Annotated in this window: 17 protein-coding genes; 10 read left to right on the top strand and 7 right to left on the bottom strand. The window is 72.6% G+C overall.

Annotated elements, in window-relative coordinates:
- Positions 1-109: 109 nt before the first annotated feature.
- Positions 110-1,330, top strand: coding sequence for a sugar ABC transporter permease (locus tag ACZ4VW_RS21075; RefSeq protein WP_467964808.1), 1,221 nt, complete (start codon positions 110-112; stop codon positions 1,328-1,330).
- A 74-nt stretch (positions 1,331-1,404) separates the two neighbouring features.
- On the opposite strand, the gene ACZ4VW_RS21070 is transcribed toward ACZ4VW_RS21075, so the two are convergent.
- A complete protein-coding gene (locus ACZ4VW_RS21070; RefSeq protein WP_467964530.1) occupies positions 1,405-2,325 on the bottom strand; it encodes a 2-dehydropantoate 2-reductase in 921 nt (306 codons plus the stop codon).
- Positions 2,322-2,885: a winged helix-turn-helix transcriptional regulator gene (locus ACZ4VW_RS21065; RefSeq protein WP_467964528.1), complete on the bottom strand. Its 564-nt coding sequence runs from the start codon at positions 2,883-2,885 to the stop codon at positions 2,322-2,324. The genes ACZ4VW_RS21070 and ACZ4VW_RS21065 overlap by 4 nt, the downstream gene beginning before the upstream one ends.
- A gap of 67 nt (positions 2,886-2,952) precedes the next feature.
- Between ACZ4VW_RS21065 and ACZ4VW_RS21060 the strand changes: the two genes are divergently transcribed.
- From ACZ4VW_RS21060 to ACZ4VW_RS21045, 4 genes are all read left to right on the top strand, one after another.
- The gene (locus tag ACZ4VW_RS21060) at positions 2,953-4,236 is read left to right on the top strand and encodes an ROK family protein (protein ID WP_467964526.1); all 1,284 of its coding nucleotides are present in this window, start codon (positions 2,953-2,955) and stop codon (positions 4,234-4,236) included.
- A gap of 192 nt (positions 4,237-4,428) precedes the next feature.
- Positions 4,429-5,898, top strand: a complete 1,470-nt coding sequence (locus tag ACZ4VW_RS21055) for an ABC transporter permease (RefSeq protein ID WP_467964524.1) — start codon at positions 4,429-4,431, stop codon at positions 5,896-5,898.
- 51 nt (positions 5,899-5,949) lie between these two features.
- Positions 5,950-6,648 (top strand): ABC transporter ATP-binding protein, encoded by a 699-nt coding sequence (locus ACZ4VW_RS21050; protein WP_467964522.1) that lies wholly within the window; start codon positions 5,950-5,952, stop codon positions 6,646-6,648.
- A 218-nt stretch (positions 6,649-6,866) separates the two neighbouring features.
- A complete protein-coding gene (locus ACZ4VW_RS21045) occupies positions 6,867-7,589 on the top strand; it encodes a CDP-alcohol phosphatidyltransferase family protein (RefSeq protein ID WP_467964520.1) in 723 nt (240 codons plus the stop codon).
- On the opposite strand, the gene ACZ4VW_RS21040 is transcribed toward ACZ4VW_RS21045, so the two are convergent.
- A complete protein-coding gene (locus tag ACZ4VW_RS21040) occupies positions 7,570-8,052 on the bottom strand; it encodes an FAD synthase family protein (protein ID WP_467964519.1) in 483 nt (160 codons plus the stop codon). The genes ACZ4VW_RS21045 and ACZ4VW_RS21040 overlap by 20 nt on opposite strands.
- Positions 8,053-8,244: 192 nt before the next feature.
- Here ACZ4VW_RS21040 and ACZ4VW_RS21035 point away from each other — a divergent pair, with 192 nt between their 5' ends.
- Genes ACZ4VW_RS21035 through ACZ4VW_RS21025 form a run of 3 tightly spaced genes read left to right on the top strand, consistent with a single transcriptional unit; the run spans position 8,245 to position 12,418 of the window.
- Complete coding sequence (locus tag ACZ4VW_RS21035; protein WP_467964806.1) at positions 8,245-9,450, top strand: glycosyltransferase family 4 protein; 1,206 nt, start codon at positions 8,245-8,247, stop codon at positions 9,448-9,450.
- The gene (locus ACZ4VW_RS21030; protein ID WP_467964517.1) at positions 9,447-11,177 is read left to right on the top strand and encodes a lipopolysaccharide biosynthesis protein; all 1,731 of its coding nucleotides are present in this window, start codon (positions 9,447-9,449) and stop codon (positions 11,175-11,177) included. The genes ACZ4VW_RS21035 and ACZ4VW_RS21030 overlap by 4 nt, the downstream gene beginning before the upstream one ends.
- Positions 11,174-12,418, top strand: coding sequence for an MATE family efflux transporter (locus ACZ4VW_RS21025; protein ID WP_467964515.1), 1,245 nt, complete (start codon positions 11,174-11,176; stop codon positions 12,416-12,418). The genes ACZ4VW_RS21030 and ACZ4VW_RS21025 overlap by 4 nt, the downstream gene beginning before the upstream one ends.
- Here ACZ4VW_RS21025 and ACZ4VW_RS21020 read toward each other — a convergent pair.
- Entirely contained in the window at positions 12,391-13,896 is a 1,506-nt protein-coding gene (locus ACZ4VW_RS21020) for a hypothetical protein (protein ID WP_467964513.1), read from the bottom strand. The two genes, ACZ4VW_RS21025 and ACZ4VW_RS21020, sit on opposite strands and share 28 nt — an antisense overlap.
- Positions 13,897-14,055: 159 nt before the next feature.
- Between ACZ4VW_RS21020 and ACZ4VW_RS21015 the strand changes: the two genes are divergently transcribed.
- Positions 14,056-14,592 carry a WcaF family extracellular polysaccharide biosynthesis acetyltransferase gene (locus ACZ4VW_RS21015; protein ID WP_467964511.1) on the top strand — a complete coding sequence of 179 codons (537 nt, stop codon included), beginning with the start codon at positions 14,056-14,058 and terminating at the stop codon, positions 14,590-14,592.
- 5 nt (positions 14,593-14,597) lie between these two features.
- Positions 14,598-15,731, top strand: coding sequence for a glycosyltransferase (locus ACZ4VW_RS21010; RefSeq protein WP_467964804.1), 1,134 nt, complete (start codon positions 14,598-14,600; stop codon positions 15,729-15,731).
- On the opposite strand, the gene ACZ4VW_RS21005 is transcribed toward ACZ4VW_RS21010, so the two are convergent.
- From ACZ4VW_RS21005 to gmd, 3 genes are all read right to left on the bottom strand, one after another.
- Positions 15,710-16,390 carry a hypothetical protein gene (locus tag ACZ4VW_RS21005; protein ID WP_467964510.1) on the bottom strand — a complete coding sequence of 227 codons (681 nt, stop codon included), beginning with the start codon at positions 16,388-16,390 and terminating at the stop codon, positions 15,710-15,712. The two genes, ACZ4VW_RS21010 and ACZ4VW_RS21005, sit on opposite strands and share 22 nt — an antisense overlap.
- An 81-nt stretch (positions 16,391-16,471) precedes the next feature.
- Entirely contained in the window at positions 16,472-19,192 is a 2,721-nt protein-coding gene (locus ACZ4VW_RS21000; protein WP_467964508.1) for a CBM96 family carbohydrate-binding protein, read from the bottom strand.
- 221 nt (positions 19,193-19,413) lie between these two features.
- Positions 19,414-20,427 (bottom strand): GDP-mannose 4,6-dehydratase, encoded by a 1,014-nt coding sequence (gene gmd / locus ACZ4VW_RS20995; RefSeq protein ID WP_467964507.1) that lies wholly within the window; start codon positions 20,425-20,427, stop codon positions 19,414-19,416.
- Positions 20,428-20,447 lie beyond the last annotated feature (20 nt).

Here is a 20,447-nt window from a genome sequence, read left to right as displayed (position 1 = left end):
CAGCGGCCCCGACCGCCCCGATCACCCCGGCGGTCCCGATCACCCCGGCGGTCCCGACCGCCTCGGCCGCCCCGACGACGCCGCCGCCCAGGGACCGGCATCGGAGGCCATGCCCGCGGTCGACACCCGGCTGCTCGTCCGAGAGGAAGGCATCCGGGGCTACCTCGGAGAGTTCCGGCGCAAGCTGCGCAGCGGCGAGCTGGGTTCGCTTCCCGTCGTCATCGCCGTGATCATCATCTGGACCGTGTTCGGCACCCTCGACAGCGCGTTCCTCTCGGCCCAGAACCTCTCCGACCTCAGCCAGCAGATCGTCGGCACGGGCATGATCGCCGTCGGTATCGTGTTCGTCCTGCTGCTCGGCGAGATCGACCTCTCCGTCGGCTCCGTCAGCGGCCTGTGCGCCGCCCTCTTCGCCGTGCTCAACGTCCTGAACGGCATGAACGAGTGGCTGGCGCTCCTCGTCGCCATCGCGGGCGGAGCGGCCGTCGGGCTGATCCAGGGCTTCTTCTTCGCCAAGGTCGGTGTGCCGGCGTTCGTCGTCACCCTCGCGGGCAACCTCGCCTGGAACGGCCTGATGCTCCAGATCCTCGGCACCAGCGGCACGGTCAACATCCCCAGCGAGAGCATCGTCTCCAAGCTCTACACGACCATCTTCCACAGCCCCGCCGCCGCCTACGTGACCGCGGCCGTGGGAGTCGGGCTCTTCCTCGCCGCCTCGCTCCTGGACGCCCGGCGCCGCCGAGCCGCCCGGGTGCCGTTCCGGCCGGTCGCCGAGATCGTGCTGCGCACGGTCGTCATCGCCGCGATCGCGTTCGTCGCGGCCTACATCCTCAACCAGTACCAGGGCCTTCCTCTGGCGCTGCTGATCTTCCTGATCCTTCTGGTGATCCTGGACTTCGTCCTGCGCCGCACCTCGTACGGGCGGCAGATCTTCGCCGTCGGCGGCAACATCGAGGGCGCGCGCCGGGCAGGCATCAGCGTGCCGTTCGTCCGGATGAGCGTCTTCACCGTCGCGGGCACCATGGCGGCGGTCGGCGGTCTCTTCCTCGCCGGGCAGATCCAGTCGGCGAGCCAGACCTCCGGCGGCGGCAACCTGCTGATGAACGTCATCGCGGCGGCCGTCATCGGCGGTACGAGCCTGTTCGGCGGGCGCGGCTCGGTCTGGTCGGCGCTCCTCGGCGCGCTGGTGATCGGCTCCATCCAGTCCGGCATGAACATCATGGGTGTCAGCAACGCCGTCCAGTTCATGATCACCGGATCGGTCCTGCTCGCCGCCGTGGTCGTCGACTCCCTGTCCCGCCGGAGCCAGAAGGCCGCGGGCCGCGCCTGATCCCCCGGGCCCGGCGGCCGCGCTCGCGCGCGGCCGCCGTCACGAGGTGGATCGGCGCACCGGCTCAGGGGGCCTCACCTCATGACGCGTGCCTGGGCGACTCGCAGGTGCAGCGTCGCCAGGTCGAGGAGAGGGGTGGGCACGGACAGCGCCCGGGCTCGGGTCACCAGATCGCCGAAGAGGTGCTCGACCTCGGTCGGCCGCCCGGCCACCAGATCGCGGTAGAGGGAGGGCACCATCGAGGACCCGGTCGCCGTCACGACGCCCAGCGTCGCGGCTCGTTCGGACTCCGGTACGGGATGTCCCGCCGCGGCCGCCACGGCAGCCCCCTCCGCCAGTACCGCCGGGCCCAGTTCCACGCCGCCCGGGACGGCGCTGACCTCGCCGACCGTTCCGCGCATCAGACCGGTCACCGCGCCGAGGGTGGTGATGAAGACCCACTTGTGCCACATCGAGGCCATCACGTTCTCGGGCACCAGGGCGTCGATGCCCGCCTCGCTCAGCACCGCCCGGATCTTCTCCACGCGCGGAGAGGACGAGCCGTCCTGCTCACCGATCGTCAGATGGGCGAGCGGCGCCAGGCGGACGATGTCCCCTTCGTCGCTCAGGGTGGTGACCACCTTGGCGACTCCGCCGAGGACCGGTGCCGGGCCGAAACGGGCGTTGAGAACGTCCATGTGGGCCAGCCCGTTGAGCAGCGGCACGATCGCAGTGTCGGGCCCGACGGCCGGGACGATGTCCTCGATCGCCTGCTCGAGAGCGGTGGCCTTCACCGAGAGGAGCACGAGGTCGTACGAGGTGGTGAGTTCGCCGGCCGTGAGCAGCCGGGGTTCCAGGGACCATTCGCCGTCCCTGCCGGTGACGCGCAGTCCTCGCTCGCGGAGCACGGCGGCGCGGTGCGGACGGACCAGGAAGGTGACGTCCTGTCCGGAACGGGCCAGCAGGGCTCCGAAGAAGCCTCCGGTGGCTCCGGCGCCGACGACAAGGATCTTCATGAGGGGGAACCTCTCTCGGAGCGTTGCGGGGAGGGTGGACCGAGCAGGGGGCGGAGCAGACGGTGCGGGCGGGTGAGCGCCGCCGTCACCGGGTCGTCGTCCTCGGCCGCCGGGGCGAGCCCGGGGCCGGGGGTCACGAGGGTGTCGCGGGCCTCGACCGGCGTTCCGCAGCCGGTGCAGCGGCCGTCGCCGGCGAGGGGGGCGTCGTCCTCGGCATGGCGGAAGACCCGGCCGGGGCCGCCCTCCGCCGCGTAGAACTCGTCGCCCCAGGAGGTGAGCGCGCGGACGGCGGGCCAGAGCGCCACGCCCTTGGGCGTCAGGCCGTAGACCTCGCGGCGCCCGGTGTCCGGGAGGCGTTGGAGGACGCCGGCCTCGGTGAGGGTGGTGAGCCGGTCGGTGAGGACGGCCCGGGGGAGGCGCAGATGGGCGGCGAACTCCCCGAAGCGGCGGACCCCGAAGAAGGCGTCCCGCACGATGAGCAGGGTCCAGCGCTCGCCGACGATCTCCATGGAGCGGGCGAGGGCGCAGGTCTGACCGCTGTAGTCGCGGGGAAGGGGCACGGCGCAGACAGTAGCGCAAAGAGTTCGGTGGTTGAACTGTTTTCTTCGGGGTTAGGCTCGGCGCACCATGAAGAAGACTGCGGGGACCGGGGACGCGCACCCGGCGGAACCCAAGGCCGACAAGGCGAGCGTGCGACGGCACAACCTCAGCCTCGTCCTGCGGACCGTGCACGAGGCGGGCGAGACGACCCGTGCGGCGGTCGCCGCGCGCGTGGGACTGACCCGCGCCGCCGTCTCCTCGCTGGTCGAACACCTCCTCGACCAGGGGTTCCTGGTGGAATCGGGCAAGACCTTCAGCGGCCAGGCGGGACGGCCCGGGACGGTACTGAAGGCGGCCGACACCGGTCCGGCCGGGCTCGGTGTCGAGATCAACGTCGACTACGTCTCCGTGTGCGTCGTGGACCTGGCGGGGACCGACCGGCTCCGCATCACCCACCCCACCGACAACCGCGGCGACGGCGGTGACCGGGAGGCAGGGGCCGGTGAGGTCCTGGGGCGAGCGGCCCGGATCGCGGCGCGCGTCCTCGCGCGCGCGGCGGAACACGACCTGCACCCGACGGGTGTACGGCTCGCCCTGCCCGGACTCGTCTCGTCCGGCACCGTCCATCAGGCGCCCAACCTCGGCTGGAACCGCGTCGAGGCGGACCGAGTCTTCGGCGCGGCCCTCTCCGCGCTGCGCCCCGGGCTGCCGGAACTGCCGGTCGCCTCGGACAACGAGGCGAACGTCGCGGCGCTGGCGGAGCTGTGGTTCGGCGCGCTGGGCGACGTACGGAGCTTCCTCCACCTCACCGGCGAGATCGGCGTCGGCGGCGCGATCGTCGTCAACGGCGAACTGTTGCGCGGCGCGCACGGGTTCGCCGGCGAGATCGGGCACATGGCCGTCGACGCGGACGGGCCGCTGTGCCGCTGCGGCTCGCGCGGCTGCCTGGAGCAGTACGCGGGACAGTCGGCGCTCCTGCGGGCGGCGGGACTCACGGACGAGGGGCCGGCCGGCGGGGCGTCCCGCGCGGGCGGCCCGGGCGTCGAGGAGTTGGCACGCCGCGCGGAGGCGGGGGAGCCGAGGGCGGTGGCCGCCGTCGAGGAGGCCGGCCGGAAACTGGGGCTCGCGCTCTCCGGCGCGGTGAACCTGCTCGATCCCGAAGTGGTCGTCCTCGGCGGCATCTACCCGCGCCTGATGCCCCGCCTGGCCCCCGCGGTCGACGCGGAACTCGCCCGCCGGGTCGTCTCCGGCCTCTGGACCCCCTCCGCCGGCCGCCTGCGCGCAGCGTCCACGTCGGCGGACGCGGCGCGCGGGGCGGCAGCGGTCGTCATCCGCGAGGTCCTGGCGGACCCCTTGTCGTACGGCCGCTGACGCCGCCGGATCGGCCTCCCGGGGTCCGGCCCGCGCCCCGTCGGGCCCCACGTCGCCGTGGTAGGCCCGACCGACGCGCCCGCCGGGCGCGAGAGTCGGCGTCGCGCGCCCCCAGGGCCGCAGCCCCGACTCTCATCCCACTCTCACGCGGGGCTTATCCGGTCATCACCGCGCGTGCCTAGCTTCGCGCCCATGTTCTTCACCTACCTCCGGCGCGAACTGCGCCGTCGCAGAAAGGCGGCGCTCGTCGTCGCCTCCGGGCTCGCTCTCGGCATCGCGCTGGTCATCGTCGTCAACTCCGTGGCCGCCGGGATGAAGCACGCCCAGACCCAGGTCCTGGAATCCCTCTACGGGCTCGGCACCGACCTGACCGTCACCAAGGCCCGCGAGGAGCCCAAGGCGGGGGAGCAGGCCCAGCGGCCACGGTTCAAGTTCGACGCCAAGGGGGACGGCGAGGAGCAGAGCAGCGACCGGCTGATGGTCCAGGGGTTCCAGACCCTGCCCGCCTCCACCGTCGACACCGTCGCGCGGCAGAACGGTGTCGCCCGTGCCGTCGGCGGTCTCAGCCTCACCAACCTCAAGGTCAACGGCGAGTTCGAGCGAGGCGAGTTCAAGGAGAGCCGGCCCGCCCAGCCCGGCGGCCCGGGTGGCGGCGACGGTGGCAAGGGCGGCACGGTCGAAGGCGGCGGCGCCGCCTTCGACGTCAACTCCTTCACCCTCTACGGCACCGATGTCACCGTCCCCGACGTCGGCCCCCTCACCACCTCCACCCTCTCCGCCGGCCGCACCTTCAAGACCTCCGAGACCGATGCCAAGGTCGTCGTCGTCGACAGCGCCTACGCCAAGCAGGAGGGCCTCACCGTCGGCAAGACCCTCACCGTCAAGGGCGTGACCTTCGAGATCATCGGCATCGCCACCGCCGACAGCGGCCAGGCCGCCGCCCAGGTCTATCTGCCGCTGAAGCAGGCACAGACCCTGTCGGACTCCAAGGACAAGATCACCACCGTCTATGTGAAGGCGACCGACTCGACGAAGATCGAGGCCGTCAAGTCCGCCATCCAGGCGAACGTGGCCGGTACCACGGTCACCACCTCCGCCGATCTCGCCGAGACCGTCTCCGGCTCCCTCGACACCGCCGCCAACCTCGCCACCAACGTGGGCAAGTGGCTCTCGTACGCCGTCCTCGTCGCCGCCGTCCTGGTCGCCGGACTGCTCACCTCCTCCGCCGTCAGCCGCCGCGTCCGCGAGTTCGGCACGCTCAAGGCGCTCGGCTGGAAGAGCGGCCGGGTCACCCGCCAGGTGATGGGCGAGGCGCTCGTCAACGGCCTTCTCGGGGGCGCGCTCGGCATCGCCGTGGGCCTCGGCGGCGCCGCCCTCGTGACCGCCATCAGCCCCACCCTCACCGCCGAACTCGGCGCCGGCGCGCTGGGCGGCGGCGGCCCCGGCGGCCCCCGGATGCTCGGCGGCCCGGGCGCGAGCGCGGTCCGCGACGGCGCGAGCGCCGGCAACACCCTCGACATCGCCCTCACCGCCCCGGTGAGCGTCACCACCGTCGGTCTCGCCGTGGTCCTCGCCCTCGGCGGCGGCCTCGTCGCCGGTGGCTTCGGCGCCTGGCGCGCCTCCCGGCTGCGCCCGGCGGACGCGCTGCGCCGCGTCGAGTAGCAGCAGCCGACCGGCAGCCCCCACCCGCTCACGTATCGCAGGAGTAGCACCATGTACGAACTCACAGGCGTCACCAAGCAGTACCGCCGGGGCCAGGAGAGAGTCGACGCGCTCGCCGGGATCGACCTCACCATCAGGGAAGGCGACCGACTGGTCATCCAGGGCCCCACGGGCGGTGGGAAGTCCACGCTGCTGCAGATGCTCGGCGGCCTCGACCGGCCCACCGCGGGCAGCGTGCTGCTCGACGGCGTGGACCTGGCGAGACTGCCGGAGAGCCGGTTGACGGCCGTCCGCAGCCAGAACATCGGCTTCGTCTTCCAGTCGTTCAACCTCATCCCCACGCTCACCGCGCAGGAGAACGTGGAGACCGCCCTGGTCCCCATGGGCCTCAAGGCGGGGGAGCGGCGCGGCCTCGCGGCCGAGGCGCTGGAGTCCGTCGGTCTCGGTGAGCGCCGGGCGCACCTTCCGTCCGAGCTCTCCGGAGGCCAGCAGCAGCGCGTCGCCATCGCCCGGGCCCTGGTGAAGCGGCCCAAGGTGCTCCTCGCCGACGAACCGACCGGCAACCTCGACGAGTCGATGCGCGACGAGATCGTCGAACTGCTCGAAGGGCTCTGGAAGGAGCACGGGCTGACCTTCGTCATGGTCACCCACGACAGCGCCATCGCCCGCCGCGCCCCGCGCCTGGCGACCATCCGCAAGGGCCGGATCACGGTCAAGGAGAACCGTCACGCCGACGCCCTGGACGCCTAGGCCGGGGCGGTTGGCCGGGACGGTCGGCGGGGCCGGAGGGCTCCCGCGCGCGGACGGCGGCGGTGACCGGCTGTCCGCGACGCGGCTGTACGCCTGTCCCGGATGACCCGGAGCCCAGGCCCCGCTGACCCTCACGCCCGGTTCCTGCCATGATGTGCGTCATCATCACGCACTGTCGTACGGTGATCGACCGTACGCATCAAAACCCGGGGGGGTTCGTGGGCACGATCGGGACCGCGTTGACCGAGTTGAGATCCGCGCAGAAGTCCGCGAAGGGCGTCTCGCTCTACTCGCGGTTCGTCAACCGCCCCGTCGGGCGCTACCTCGCGGCCGGCTCGTACGCCGCGGGTCTGACGCCCAATCAGGTCACCCTCGTGAGCGCGGCCTTCAGCTTCGCCGCCGTCGCGGGGGTGGCCCTCGGGGAACCGTCCTGGGTGCTCGGTCCGTTGGTCTGGCTCGGCCTCGCCGTCGGATTCGCCTTCGACTCCGCCGACGGGCAGCTCGCCCGCCTGCGCGGCGGCGGAAGCCCGGCGGGGGAGTGGCTCGACCACGTCGTGGACTGCGCCAAGATCACCACCCTGCACCTCGCCGTCCTGATCGCCTTCTACCAGCACCCCGACCACTTCGGTACGACGGCGGACGGCTGGCTCCTCGTTCCGCTCGGATTCCAACTCGCCGCCGTCGTCACCTTCTTCGGCGGGCTGCTCACCGAGAAGCTCAAGCCGCGCCCCGCCCCCGGCGCGCCCGCCCCCCAGCCCTCCACCCTGCGCGCGGTGGCGCTGCTCCCCGTCGACCACGGCGTCTTCTGCCTGGTCTTCCTGCTGCTGGGCGGCGGTACCGCCTTCCGCTGGGCCTACACCGCGCTCGGCGCCGCGAGCGCGGTGTTCCTCCTCGCCTTCCTCGCCAAGTGGTTCCGCGAACTCAGCGCAGCACCTCGCTGACCCCGCCGACCCCCGTGCCCGGCTCGGCCTCCTGCGTCAGGAGGTCGAGCGCACGGCGGAGCTGGGTGCTGGACGTGTGCATCGTGTACGGGAAGTAGACGATCTCCACCCCCACCCCGGCGAAGTCCCGCTCCAGACGGTCACCCTTCGGCGTCCCCCGCCAGTCGTCGCCCTTGAAGAGCACGTCGAAACGGACCTGCTTCCACGTCTCCAGCTTGTCCGGCACGGTCTCCACGAACGCCGCGTCGACGAACTTGACGTTGCGTACGATCTCCAGACGTTCGACCAGCGGAATCACCGGACGCCGCCCCTTGGCCAGCTCCGCCATCTCGTCCGAGACCACGCCGGCCACCAGGTAGTCGCACTGGCTGCGCGCGTGCCGAAGGATGTTGAGATGGCCGATGTGGAAGAGGTCGTAGGCGCCCGGCGCGTAACCGACCCGATACGGCCTGCCTGCGGTCATGTGGTACCCCCCAGATGCGTTCGCGCTCCCCAGCGCGAAGGAGTTCCGACGATAGCGTGCACGTTCCGTTGAGAGTGCGTGAACGACTAGGGTGAGGGCCGGTTCAGTTCGGGGGAAAGGGACGGTCGCGTGGGGGAATCGACAGCGGGGATCAGCGGCGGGGGCACACCGGGCATACGACGGCGGCTGCTGATGGTGTCCACCAACTACGCGCCGGAGCACGCCGGCATAGGACCGTACGCCACCCAGATCGCCGAACACTGGGCGGCGAGCGGCCACGAGACCCACGTCCTCGCCGGCATGCCGCACTACCCCTCCTGGACCCTCGACCCGGCCTACGCCGGAGCCTGGCGCCGCACCGAGCAGCGCGCCGGAGTCGTCGTGCACCGGAGGCGCCACACCGTGCCCCCGCGTCAGACCGCGCTGAAGCGGGCGGCGTTCGAGGCGTCCGTGCTCGCCCACGGGCTGCTCGCGCCGCCCTCCATGGCCCGGCCCGACGCCGTCCTCGCCCAGATGCCCAGCCTGGCCGGCGGCGTCATCGGCGCCCGCCTCGCCACCCGTTGGCGGGTCCCCTACCTTCCCGTCGTCCAGGACCTGATGGGCGCCGCCGCCGCGCAGAGCGGGATCCGCGGCGGCGACCGGGCCGCCGCGCTCGCCGCCCGGGCGGAGACGTACGCCCTGCGCAGAGCCACGCTCGTCGGTGTCATCCACGAGACCTTCGTGGACAACGTCGCGGCCATGGGCGTCGACCGCGGCCGCATCCGGCTCGTCCCCAACTGGTCCCATGTGGCGAAACCCGAGGCGGACCGCGCCGAGACCCGGCGGCGGCTCGGCTGGGCCGAGGGCGAGACCGTCGTCCTGCACTCCGGCAACATGGGCCTCAAGCAGGGCCTGGAGGTGCTCGTCGAGGCGGCCCGGCGCGACCCGAAGGTCCGGATCGTGCTCCTCGGGGACGGCAACCAGCGCGCCCACCTGCGGCAGTTGGGCGCCGGCATCCCCAACCTGGACTTCATGGCCCCCGTCGGCGACGACGAGTTCCCCGACACCCTCGCCGCGGCGGACGTCCTCGCCGTCACCCAACGCGCCTCCGTCCTCGACATGAGCGTGCCGTCCAAGCTGACCTCGTACTTCGCGGCCGGGCGCCCCGTCGTCGCCTCCGTGGCCGCCGAGGGCGGCACCGCCCTCGAAGTGCTGCGCTCCGGCGCCGGCGCGCTCGTTCCGCCGGAGGACCCCGACGCACTCCTCGCGGAGATCCGTAGACTCGTCGACGATCCGGCGACCGCCGAAGAGCTCGGCGCCCAGGGGCCACGCCACGTCGAGGCCCATCTGACCCGGGCTGCCGGACTGGCCCGGATCGACGCACTGATCGACGAGGCTCTGGGGGGTCCGAGCACGTGACACACACCAACGTCACCATGGTGGAGGACGACGAACCGGAGCTGCTGCGCGACCAGTTCCGCCAGCTCCTGCGCTACCGCGCGATCATCGGCGCCGGCATCGGAATCGGCCTGCTCGGCGGGGTGTGGTTCGGCCTGTCCAACGCCGACACCTATGTCGCCACCAGCCAGGTCGTGCTCCGCGCCCCCGTCAACGACCCGTTCAATCCCAGCATCTCGCAGGACAAGACCCTGAACATGGGGTCCGAGCGGCAGACCGCCCTCAGCAGCAGCGTCGTCGAGCAGGCAGCCAAGAAGCTCGGCTGGACCGGCACGGTCGGCAAGCTGCAGAAGGACCTCCAGGTCACCAACCCGCCGCAGAGCCAGGTCCTCCAGTTCACCTACACCGCCGACTCGCCCCGGGCGGCGGCCGACCGGGCGAACGCGGTCACCCAGGCCTACCTCGACCTGCGCAAGAAGCAGTGGACCGATCTGCGCGCCACGATGCTCGAAGGGCAGCAGCGGCAGCTCGACGAGGTCGCCAAGAAGCACGACCAGAAGGCCAAGGAACTCGACCGGATGCCCGACGGGGCGGCCCGTGACGCCGAGTACGGCGTCAAGACCAACCTGCTCAACCGGATCAACGAACTCGACGCCCGGATCAGCCAGCTCAAGTCCCTCGACATGTCGCCGGGCACCGTCATCCGCACCGCCACCGCACCCGGCTTCTCCGACGGCCCCGGGCTCCCCATGAGCCTCGGCCTCGGCGCCCTCGTCGGTGTGGCACTCGGCCTGCTCGCCGCCTGGGTCCGGCTCGTCTTCGACCCCGCGCCGCGCTCCGCCGGCGACGTCGCCCGCGCCGTCCGCGCCCCCGTCCTCGGCACCCTCCCGCGCGGCGCCACCGACGTCCTGCTGGCCGACGACCAGATGGACGCCCGGGTCGCCGAGGAGTACCGCTCCGTCGCCTTCCGGCTCGCGTACGACCAGCGCTTCGCCGACCGCCGAAGGCTCCTCGTCGTCGCCCCGCGCGGCTCCAACGACGCCGCCGTGGCCGTCGCCTCCCACCTCGCCGCCTCCTTCGCCGAGACCGGCAAGGACGTCCTGCTGATCGAGGCCGACCTGCGCACCCCCACGCTCGCCGGACGTCTGCGCGCCCACGCGGCGGCCGCGCCCCGCTGGAGCAGCCCGGTGGAGAGCGACGAGAACGGCTGGCCCGGAAGGCGCCAACTCTCCGTCGATGCCGGCGAGTCCGGCTCCTTCGGCCTGGTGCCGGGCGAGCGTGTACGGAACGTGGCCAGGGCCCTGACCGCGCCCACGGTCTCCCGACTGATCGCCGAGGCCGACTCGCCGAACTCGACCGTCGTCGTCATCGCCCCGCCCGTACTCAACTACGCCGACGCGCTCGCCCTCGTGGACCGCGTCGACGGCGTCCTCATCGTCTGCGACCCGCGCGGCGTCCACCGCACGGACCTCCAGCGCATCCGCGAACTCATCGCGGGCGCCGGCGGCACCGTCCTCGGCGCCGTCCTGCACACCTCGGGCGGGCAGCGCCGCCCCGTCAAGCAGTCGACGGGCGGACGGAGCGGCGGAGGCCGCGGCAGGCAGCCGGTCCGCGCGCCCGCCGAGAGCGAGGAGTTCACCTCCGAGCCCGAGCAGGACATCCCGGGCGACGGCTCCGACACCGTCACCCTGCGCTCGCTGCGCGCCGAGGACCTGCGGGCCCGTGACATCCGCGCGGGCGACCGTTGAGACGTGCCGTGACCGTCGCCGCCTCGGTCCTCGACCAGGCGGCGTCGAGCCTCACCAACATCGCCGTCCTGGTGATCGCGGCGCGGGCGTCCACCGCCGACGGCTTCGCGGCCTTCTCGATGGTCTACATCGTCTTCACGGTGCTCCTCGGCCTCAACGCGGCGTACGTCGGACAGAGCGTCGTCCTGGAGAAGGGCGAGGAACACGAGACCGGCGCCGCGGCCCGGTCCGCCGTGACCTTCACCGCCGCCGGCTCGACGGCCGCCGCGCTCCTCCTGCTCGCCGCCGGAGCCCTCCTCGGCGGCCCCACCGGCGCCGCCCTGCTCGCCCTCGGCGCCGTCCTGCCGATCGTCCTCGTCCAGGACGGGCTGCGCTACGCCTTCTCCGCCCTGCGGCAGCCGCACCGGGCGCTGGCCGCCGACACCCTGCGGCTCCTCGGCGCCGTACCCGCGCTGATGCTCCAGCCGCACGGCTCCTCCCCGGCCCGCCTCGTCCTCGTCTGGGGCCTCTCCGCCCTGCCCGCGGCCCTCCTCGGGCTCGCCCTGCTCCGGCCCTTCGTACGGAACCGGCCCGGCGACCCGCGCCGCTACCTGCGCAAGGGCCATCTCGGCCGGCGCTTCGTCGTCGAGTTCGCCGTGGGCAACGGTTCCAGCCAGCTCGCCGTCCTCAGCCTCGGCCTCCTCGCCGGCCCCCTGGTCGTCGGCGCGCTGCGCGGTGCCACGACCCTCTTCGGCCCGCTCAACACGCTCTTCACCTCGGTCAACGCCTTCGGCCCGCCGGTCCTCGGCAGGGCCGGCTCCCGCCGCGCCACCGTACGGGCCGCCATCGGCCTCGCCGCCGTCCTCGCCCTCGTGGCGCTCGGCTGGGCGGCTGCCCTCCACGCGCTCCCCGCCCGCCTGGGCCGCGAACTCCTGGGCGCAACCTGGCAGTCCGCCGCCGCGCTGCTCCCCGCCACCGGCAGCCAGTACGCGGTGATGGCTGCGGGCACCTGCGCCCTGGTGACCCTGCGCGTCCTCAGCCCGCGCGCCACGCTCTCCGTCCAGGTGGTCTTCTCGCTGCTCTCGGTCGCCCTGATGCTCGGCGGGTACGCCCTCGCCGGCGCGCCCGGGGCCGCCTGGGGCCTCGCCGCCGGCTCCGCCCTGAAGGCCCTCGCCGCCTGGACCCGCGTCGCCCGTACGCGCCCCACGCCGGCCTCCCCGGAGCGGCGGGACGGTCAGCGCAGCGCCGCGCCCTTGTCCTGACGCCAGGTGGTGACCAGGGCGATGCAGATCAGCGCGATCGCCACCCGTCCCGACGCCTGCAGCAGCGGGCCGCGCAACAGGATGAAGGAGTAGCCCGCCACGAGCGGCACCACCAGGGAGATCAGACTGCCCGGTGGCGCCCTGCGGGTCCCCCGCCGGGCGAACCGCCCGTCCACCCGCGCGGCGGCATAACCCATCCCCATCATCCCGGCGCCCATGCCCACGGCCCCGAAGTCGATCCAGAGCTCGGCCCAGACGGGGGAGGACAGATTGGTGTTGACCGTCCCCATCCACTGGCCGACCATCACACCCGTGTCGCGCGGCTTGCCAGGCCACACCGAGCGGGGCACCGCGAAGAGCACGGACCCCGCCAGCTGACGGCCGTAGCGGTGCCGGCTGCCCGAGTTCACCAGCGTGATCGTGTTGGCGAACATACCGACCTGGTCGTAGTCCTTGAGGGCCAGCGGTTCCAGGACCGATGTCGTCTCGACCGGGCGGTAGTTCTTCTCGTCGTACCGGAAGCGGTCGGAGAACGGAAAGACGATCAGCGCCATCACCACCCCCAGGCTCAGCGCCGACCGGTACATCGCGGCGCTCACCGGGAAGACGGTGAACAGCAGCGAGAACATCACCGTGAGGAACCAGTACCGGGGGTTCGAGATGGGGTTGTTGACCACGCAGTTGAGCATCACGAGCGCGAGGAAGACGGCGATCACCAGCGGGCGGCGCCGGGCCCGCCGCGAGGTCACCAGCCACCGGCAGTACACCAGGAGCGCGAAGAGCGCCGGGACCGTGCCGAAGCCGCGCAGGAACGCCTGCCCGGCCTGCGAGTCGGCCTGCGAGACGCCGGCCTCCTCGATCCCGGCGATGATCTCCTGACGGCTGGAGAAGAACACCGCGGGCCCGCCGAGCTTCACGACGAACAGCCCGCTGCACGCGAAGGCGAGCAGCACCAGCAGGTACAGCCGCCGCCGGTGCACCAGCGCCGGCCGCTCCTCGCCCCGGCCGGAGCCCCCCGGACGGCCGCGCGCCAGCAGCGACCCCAGGTCGAACGCGGCGCAGCCCACCAGGACCAGCGCCACCGCCGTCGTCAGATCGGAGCGCGGGCCGACCACCGGCGTCGGCACCCGTCCCAGGACCGCCTGCGCGAGCGGCGCCACGCCCATCGCCATGTAGACGAAGAGCCAGAAGGAGCCCTGGAGCAGCTTGCGCCGACGGGTCAGGATCATGGCCGAGAGCCGGGCCCCGGCGTACATGGTCAGCGCGATCTGGAGGTAGTACGCGGCGTCGTGCACCCCCGCCCCCGGCTGGATCGCGACCAGGAGCGGCAGGAACACCGTGAAGCCCAGCACCAGCGGGACCGACAGGGCCCGCGAGAGCAGCGTGCGCGGGGACACCGGAGGGGCGAGGAGCAGCTGCGCGGGCGCCGGGGGCCCGGGGCGTGGCTCCGCCGCCGCAGCGCGTACATCGGTCGTCATCCCGCCCCCTGGATTCACCGGCGCCCCGGCCCCCGGCCCCTCACGGCGCCACCCCGGAACGTCACTTCGCGGCAGTCTACCGACGCCCCCCTGTCACCCCGGGTCAACCGTTAGTCTGAACGCCTCGGCGCCTGGGGAGGCGCCGTTAGGGGGGAACTCATGCGGAATCTCCCGGCCTTCACGCTGGCCGGTTACGACAAGGGCCGGGGCAAGCTGGTACAGGCCCTCTGGTTCGCGGTGATGAACACGGTCTTCATGGCCTGGTTCTGTCCTGCCCGGCTGCGGGTCGCGCTGCTGCGGGCCTTCGGCGCGACCATAGGCGACGGCGTGCTCATACGGCACCGGGTCAGGATCCTGTGGCCGTGGAAGCTGACCGTCGGCGACCACACCTGGATCGGCGAGGGAGCCTGGCTGCTCAACCTGGAGCCCGTCACCCTCGGCGCGCACGTCTGCGTCTCCCAGGAGGCGCTGCTGTGCACCGGCAGCCATGACCACCGGGCCGCCGACTTCCGCTACCGCAACGCCCCGATCACGGTCGAGGACGGCGCCTGGGTCGCGGCCCGCGCCACCGTCCTCGCCGGCGTCACCGTCGGCCGCCACGCGGTCGTCGCCGCCGGCACGACGCTGCACAAGGACCTGCCCGAGCTCACGCTCCACACGACCGACGGCCGCCGCCCGATCCCGGTGCCCGCATGAGCGGCCTGCGCGTCCTGCACGCGGTCACCCTGCACAGCCCCACCCACGCCTTCGGCGGACCGGTCAGAGTCGCGGTCAACCTCTGCCGCGGACTGGCCGAACGGGGCCACCGGCCCCGTCTGGTGGCCCTCGGCGACGGCTTCGACGGCCCCCTGCCCACCGAGGTCGAGGGCGTGCCCGCCCGCCTCTACCAGGCCCGCTCGATCCTCCCGCTCGGCTTCAGCGGCATCACCTCGCCCGCGCTGCTCGCCGGCGCCGGCGCGCTGGTCCGGGGCGCCGACGTGGTGCATGTCCACCTCGCCCGCGACCTGGTGACCCTGCCCGTGGCGCTGGCCGCGCTGCGGGCCGGCCGCCCGCTCGTCCTGCAGACGCACGGGATGGTCGATCCGAGCGACAAGGCGCTCGCCCGGCTCTTGGACGCCCTCGCCGTGCGCCGCGTCCTGAGGGGCGCCTCCGCCGTCCTCCATCTGACCGGCCGCGAGCGCAGGGACCTGGACGCGGTCCTGGGCCTGGAACTGCCCCACGCGGTACGGCTCGTCAACGGCGTGCCCGCGCAGGAGCCCCGCCCGGCGCCCGCCGGCCCGCCCCGTATCCTCTACGCCGCCCGGCTGCAGTCCCGTAAACGGCCGACCGACTTCGTCGCGGCCGTCCCCGAGATCCTGCGCCACCATCCCGACGCCACGTTCGTCCTGGCGGGTCCGGACGAGGGGGAACGGGCCGCCGTCGACGCGCTCGTCGCCGACCTGGGAGTCGGAGACCGGGTGGACCGGCCGGGACCGCTGTCGGCGGCGCGGATGCTGGAGGAACTGCGCAGGGCCACGGTGTACGTCCTGCCGTCGGTCGACGAGCCGTTCCCCATGTCCGTCCTGGAGTCGTTGTCGGTCGGCACCCCCGCCGTCGTCACCGCCTCCAACGGCCTCGCCCGCGACATCGAGCAGGCCGGCGCCGGGCGGGTGGTCGCGGACGCCGCGGGCCTCGCCCCGGCCGTCACCGCGCTGCTCGACCGCCACGCGAACGACAGCGCCTCCGTGGCGGCCCGCAAGCTGGCCACGGAGGCGTTCTCGATGGAGGCCGTCCTCGCCACCCTGCTCGGGGTGTACGAGTCCGCCCGCGCGGGTCAGGCCGGCAGCCAGGCGTAACAGGACGAGGAGACGAACTCCGCCGTCCCCGCGGGGACGGCGGCCCGCACCGGTCCCTCGGCGCCCAGCGCCGGACCCGAGGCGAGCACCTTCCCGTCGCGGCCCAGCGCCCGCCAGGTGCACGAGGGATCGGTGGTCAGCGCGCGGTACGTGCCCGGCTTCGGCTGCTTGGCCGTGCCGTCGGGGAAGCCGGTCCTCGCCGTCGCGAGCAGCGGCTTCTGCGCGGGACACAGATGGTTCACGGCGGCCTCGGCGTCCGGGATGTCCCCTGCGACGAGGGCGCCCACCGCCGCGTCCCTGTCGCGCTTGGCGGTGCGCTCCAGCCGCTGGCAGGACTCCTCGCCCGTCTGGAGCACGGCGGCGGGGTCCGTCTTCTCGGGGACCCGACCGCTCAGGTACTTCTTCTGCTGTGCGGTGAACGAGCCGGTGACGGGCCTGAGTTCGGCGTCGGGCACGACGGGGCCCTTGCTCGCCGAGGGTGCGGGGCCGGTCGGCTCCACCTCGACCTGCCGGTCGGGCACGGCCGCCGAACGCGTGGGTGCGGCGGCCTCGGGCGCGCCGTCGGAGGTGTCGCTCCCGGAGGAACAGGCGGAGAGGGTGAGCAGGGCGGCGAGCACGGCCGCCGCCGCTGCCGGGCGCCGGTGAAGAGGACGACGCATGAGGGAACTCCCGTGGTACGTCGGATGCGGGGCCCGGCAGGCCGGGCCCCGCATCCTGGGGTGGACGGTTCAGCGCACCGGCTACGGGGCGCCGAAGGTCAGCACCAGCTGCGGAGTGCCCTCCGCGGCCGATGCCTCGGACGACCAGAGCCACAGCGGGTCGGTCCCGGTGCTGGTCAGCGCGAGGCTGTACGAGCTGCCGAGCGCCGCCGAGATCGCCGAGGTGTCCAGCGCGGCCGAGTAGATCGCCGAGCCGTCCGTGGCGCCGCTGAGCGTCCCGATCGGTCCGGTGCCGAGGGCCGGGCGGGTGGTGTACGTCAGACCGTCCTCGGTCCACGCGCCGGTGACCGGGACGACGGACTGGCTGTCCACCGATCCCGCGCCGGTCATCGTGGTCGTCTTCACCGCGAGCCGGGCGCTCTTGAGGACGGTGCCGGCCGGGGCGGCCGGCAGGGTGAACCGCAGGTACGACTCGTACGCCGACGTTCCACGGACGGCCAGCGAGCTGGACGCGCCGTAGTTGGTGCCGGGAGCACCGGCGTTGACGTAGGTGTCCTCCGACGCGGTGACCGTGGTGACCGAGTCGGCCGGGGCGGAGGCCAGGCTGTGGTGCTTGGCGACCTGCGCGGCGGTGAGCGCCGTCGGGTACACGGCGGCCTCGTCGAGCTGTCCGGCGAAGAAGGTGCTCGTGGGACGCAGCGGCCAGCCGGACAGGTTGTCCGCGCCGACGTGCCAGTAGCCCGGGTACTGCTGGTTGGTGGTGACCGTGTTGGACGCCAGCAGCTTGCCGTCGACGTACAGCTTCATGCCGTCCGGACCCTGGGTGCCCACCACGTGGTGCCAGGCGCCGTTGTTGTACGAGCCGAGCGACGTGAGGGTCCGGGTGGTGCCGGTGTAGACGCCGAACACCACGTTGCCGGTGTTGGTCATGTACAGGTGCTTGTCGTAACTACCGCTGTTGCGCGTGGTGTTGTTGCCGAAGCCGATCAGCTTGCCACCGCGGGTCGTGGTGGTCTTGAACCACGTCTCGATGGTGAAGGCGCCGGCGGCGTTCTGGCGCCGGTCGCTGTGGATCTGCTCGTCCGTCCCGTTGAGCGTGACGGCCGTGGAGGCGCCGGAGACGGCCGCCGGGGTCTGCCGCAGCGCGGGGGCGTTGATGTACAGACCGCTGTTGTCGCCGTTGGAGGAGTCGGCCGCGTACGGCGTGGTCGACTCGTCGAAGCGCCAGTACAGACCGGCGCCGTCGGCGATCACCTGGGAGGCGTACGGCTCCGGGGAGTTCGGCACGGTCACCGTGGACGTGGCGGAGAGGGCGCTGGTGTTGCCGTCCGCGTCAGAGGCGGTCACCCGGTAGGTGTAGGTCTGGCCCGGGGTCACGGTGGTGTCCTTGACCGAGACCTGGGGGCGGGACCAGTGCAGCGAGTCGCCCTGGACGGTCGCGATCGGCGTCGCGGCGCCGTTGCGGTAGACCTTGTACGTCAGCTTCGAGTCGTCCAGGTCCAGGCTGGAACGCCAGCGGACCTGCACCGCGTTCGGGCCGACGGCGGCGGCGCTCGCGACCGGGACGGTCGGCGCGCCGGTGTCCGGGCCGGAGGCGAAGCGGGTCAGACCCTGCGCCGGGGCGCCGTTGGTGGTCGTGAACTCGCCACCCACCCAGAGGTACTTGGTCTCTCCGGTGCCCGAGATGGTGAAGGCGCGCGGCCCGATGCCCTCGCCGATGCCGTCGTTGGTGTCCGGGAACCAGCCGAGCTTGCCCGTCGACGTCGTCGGCTGGGCGAGCAGGTGGTAGCGGCGGCCGTCAGGGAACTCGCCGACACTGGAGCAGTCGTGGGCGTGCGAGGCGCTGTAGAGCACACCCTCGTAGGAGCGGACCGCCTGCGTCGCGCCGAGGCAGGTGTCGCGCCAGCGCTGCTCGAAGTCCGAGAGGTTCAGGGCGATGCGGCCGTCGAAGACCCCGCCGCCCGTGCCCTCGTTGCCGGTGTAGAAGCCCGTCGCGTCCGTCTCGATGTCCTTGACGACGGAGTTCTGCGGGATCCAGCCGTTGGGGTACGCCTTGGTCACGGCGCCGGTCGTGGCGTTCACCACGGCGAGCGCGTGCGAGTTGGCCCCGTTGACGGTGAAGAAGTCCCCGCCGAGCAGGACGTGCTGTCCGTCCGGGGTGACCTCGATGGCGCGGCCCGGCTCGTCCGCGTTGGCGGTGAAGGGCAGCAGGTCGCCGGCGGTGGTGACCGCGGCGAACCGCTGACGGTTCTGCCCTTCCACCGTGCCGAAGTCGCCGGCCGTGTAGACGGTGGTGTCCGTGACGGCGAGCGCCCGCACGGTGGCGGGGAAGCTCGGCGTGAAGGCCGCCCTGGGCGTGCAGGTGGCGATGTCGATCGCCGCGAGGCTGGAGACCGGGGTGCCGTTGACGGCGCCGAAGTAACCACCCGCGTACAGCGTCTTCTTGTCGGGCGAGACCACCAGGGCCCGGACGGTCGCCGTGCCGCTGCCGATGGTGAAGGAGAGATTGCAGTTGGTCGGCGCGCCCGTCGCCGCGTTCAGCGCCGCGAAGTTGACAGCCCCCCTCGGTGTGCCGGTGCCGCCTTCGGGCGGGCGCACCTCGGAGAAGGTGCCGCCCACGAAGACGGTGTCGTTCGCCTCGGCCAGCGCCCAGACGATGCCGTTGGTCTGCCAGGTCGGCAGATCGTCCGCGGTGAAGGCCACCGGCGGCGTCAGGGCCGCGGCCGTCGGGGCCAGAGAGCCCCCGGCTCCGGCCGCGACGGTCAGGACGAGGGCAGTGGTGAGCCCCCAGGATCTACGCATGTTCCCCCCAGGCGTGATAGCCCAGTAAATGTGGCGAGAAGTCGTGCAACTGCCATGTGATGAATGCGCACTGTACGACGAAGGGGCAAGCCGAAAAGCAGATTTAGCCAAACCGGTACCATCCACGCCGTCGTGCCGCGCCGGCGCCGCGCCTGCGGCGCGCACGGAGCGGCCGCCCCGTCCGTCATGCCCGGGGCGGCCGCGATGATCAAAGGCGCAGGTCAGCGGTCGATGCGCACCGTGACACCGGCCAACTGGTCCTCGACCAGCCGGACATCGGCGTCGACCATGATCCGGGCCAGCTCCTCCACCTGGACCGTGGGCTTCCAGCCAAGAAGATCGCGCGCCTTGCTCGCGTCGCCGATCAGGGCGTCCACCTCGCTGGGGCGCTCGTACTTGGGGTCGTAGCGGACGTACTCCGCCCAGTCGAGCCCCGCGTGCGCGAAGGCCGTCTCCACGAACTGCCGTACGGTCGCCGGGACTCCCGTCGCCACCACGTAGTCCGTGGGCTCGTCGCGCTGGAGCATCCGCCACATCGCGTCGACGTACTCGGGGGCGTACCCCCAGTCGCGTACGGCGTCGAGGTTGCCCAGGTACAGCCGGTCCTGCAGCCCGGCCTTGATACGGGCCACCGCCCGGGTGACCTTGCGGGTCACGAAGGTCTCGCCCCGGCGCGGTGACTCGTGGTTGAACAGGATCCCGTTGACGGCGAACATGTCGTACGCCTCGCGGTAGTTGACCGTCGTCCAGTACGCGAAGACCTTGGCGGCACCGTACGGGCTGCGCGGGTGGAACGGCGTCTGTTCGTTCTGCGGCGGCGGCGTGGCGCCGAACATCTCGGACGAGGACGCCTGGTAGATCCGTGTGTCGACCCCGCTCGCCCGGATCGCCTCCAGGAGCCGCAGGGCACCCAGGCCCGTCACGTCGCCCGTGTACAGCGGCGCGTCGAAGGAGACCCGCACATGCGACTGCGCACCGAGGTTGTAGACCTCGTCCGGGCGGATGTCGCGCAGCAGGTTCACCAGCGCCACCCCGTCCGAGAGGTCGGCGTGGTGCAGCACGAACGAGCGGTTCGCCTGCTGCGGATCCTGGTAGACGTGATCGATCCGCTCCGTGTTGAAACTGGACGAGCGGCGGACGAGGCCGTGCACCGTGTAGCCCTTCGACAGCAGCAGTTCGGCCAGGTACGAGCCGTCCTGTCCCGTGACTCCGGTGATGAGTGCGGTCTTGCTCATGCGTGGTGCCCCTCCCCGAC

Source organism: Streptomyces sp. NPDC029139, assembly GCF_055564335.1.
This window is presented reverse-complemented; position numbering and strand designations above follow the sequence as displayed.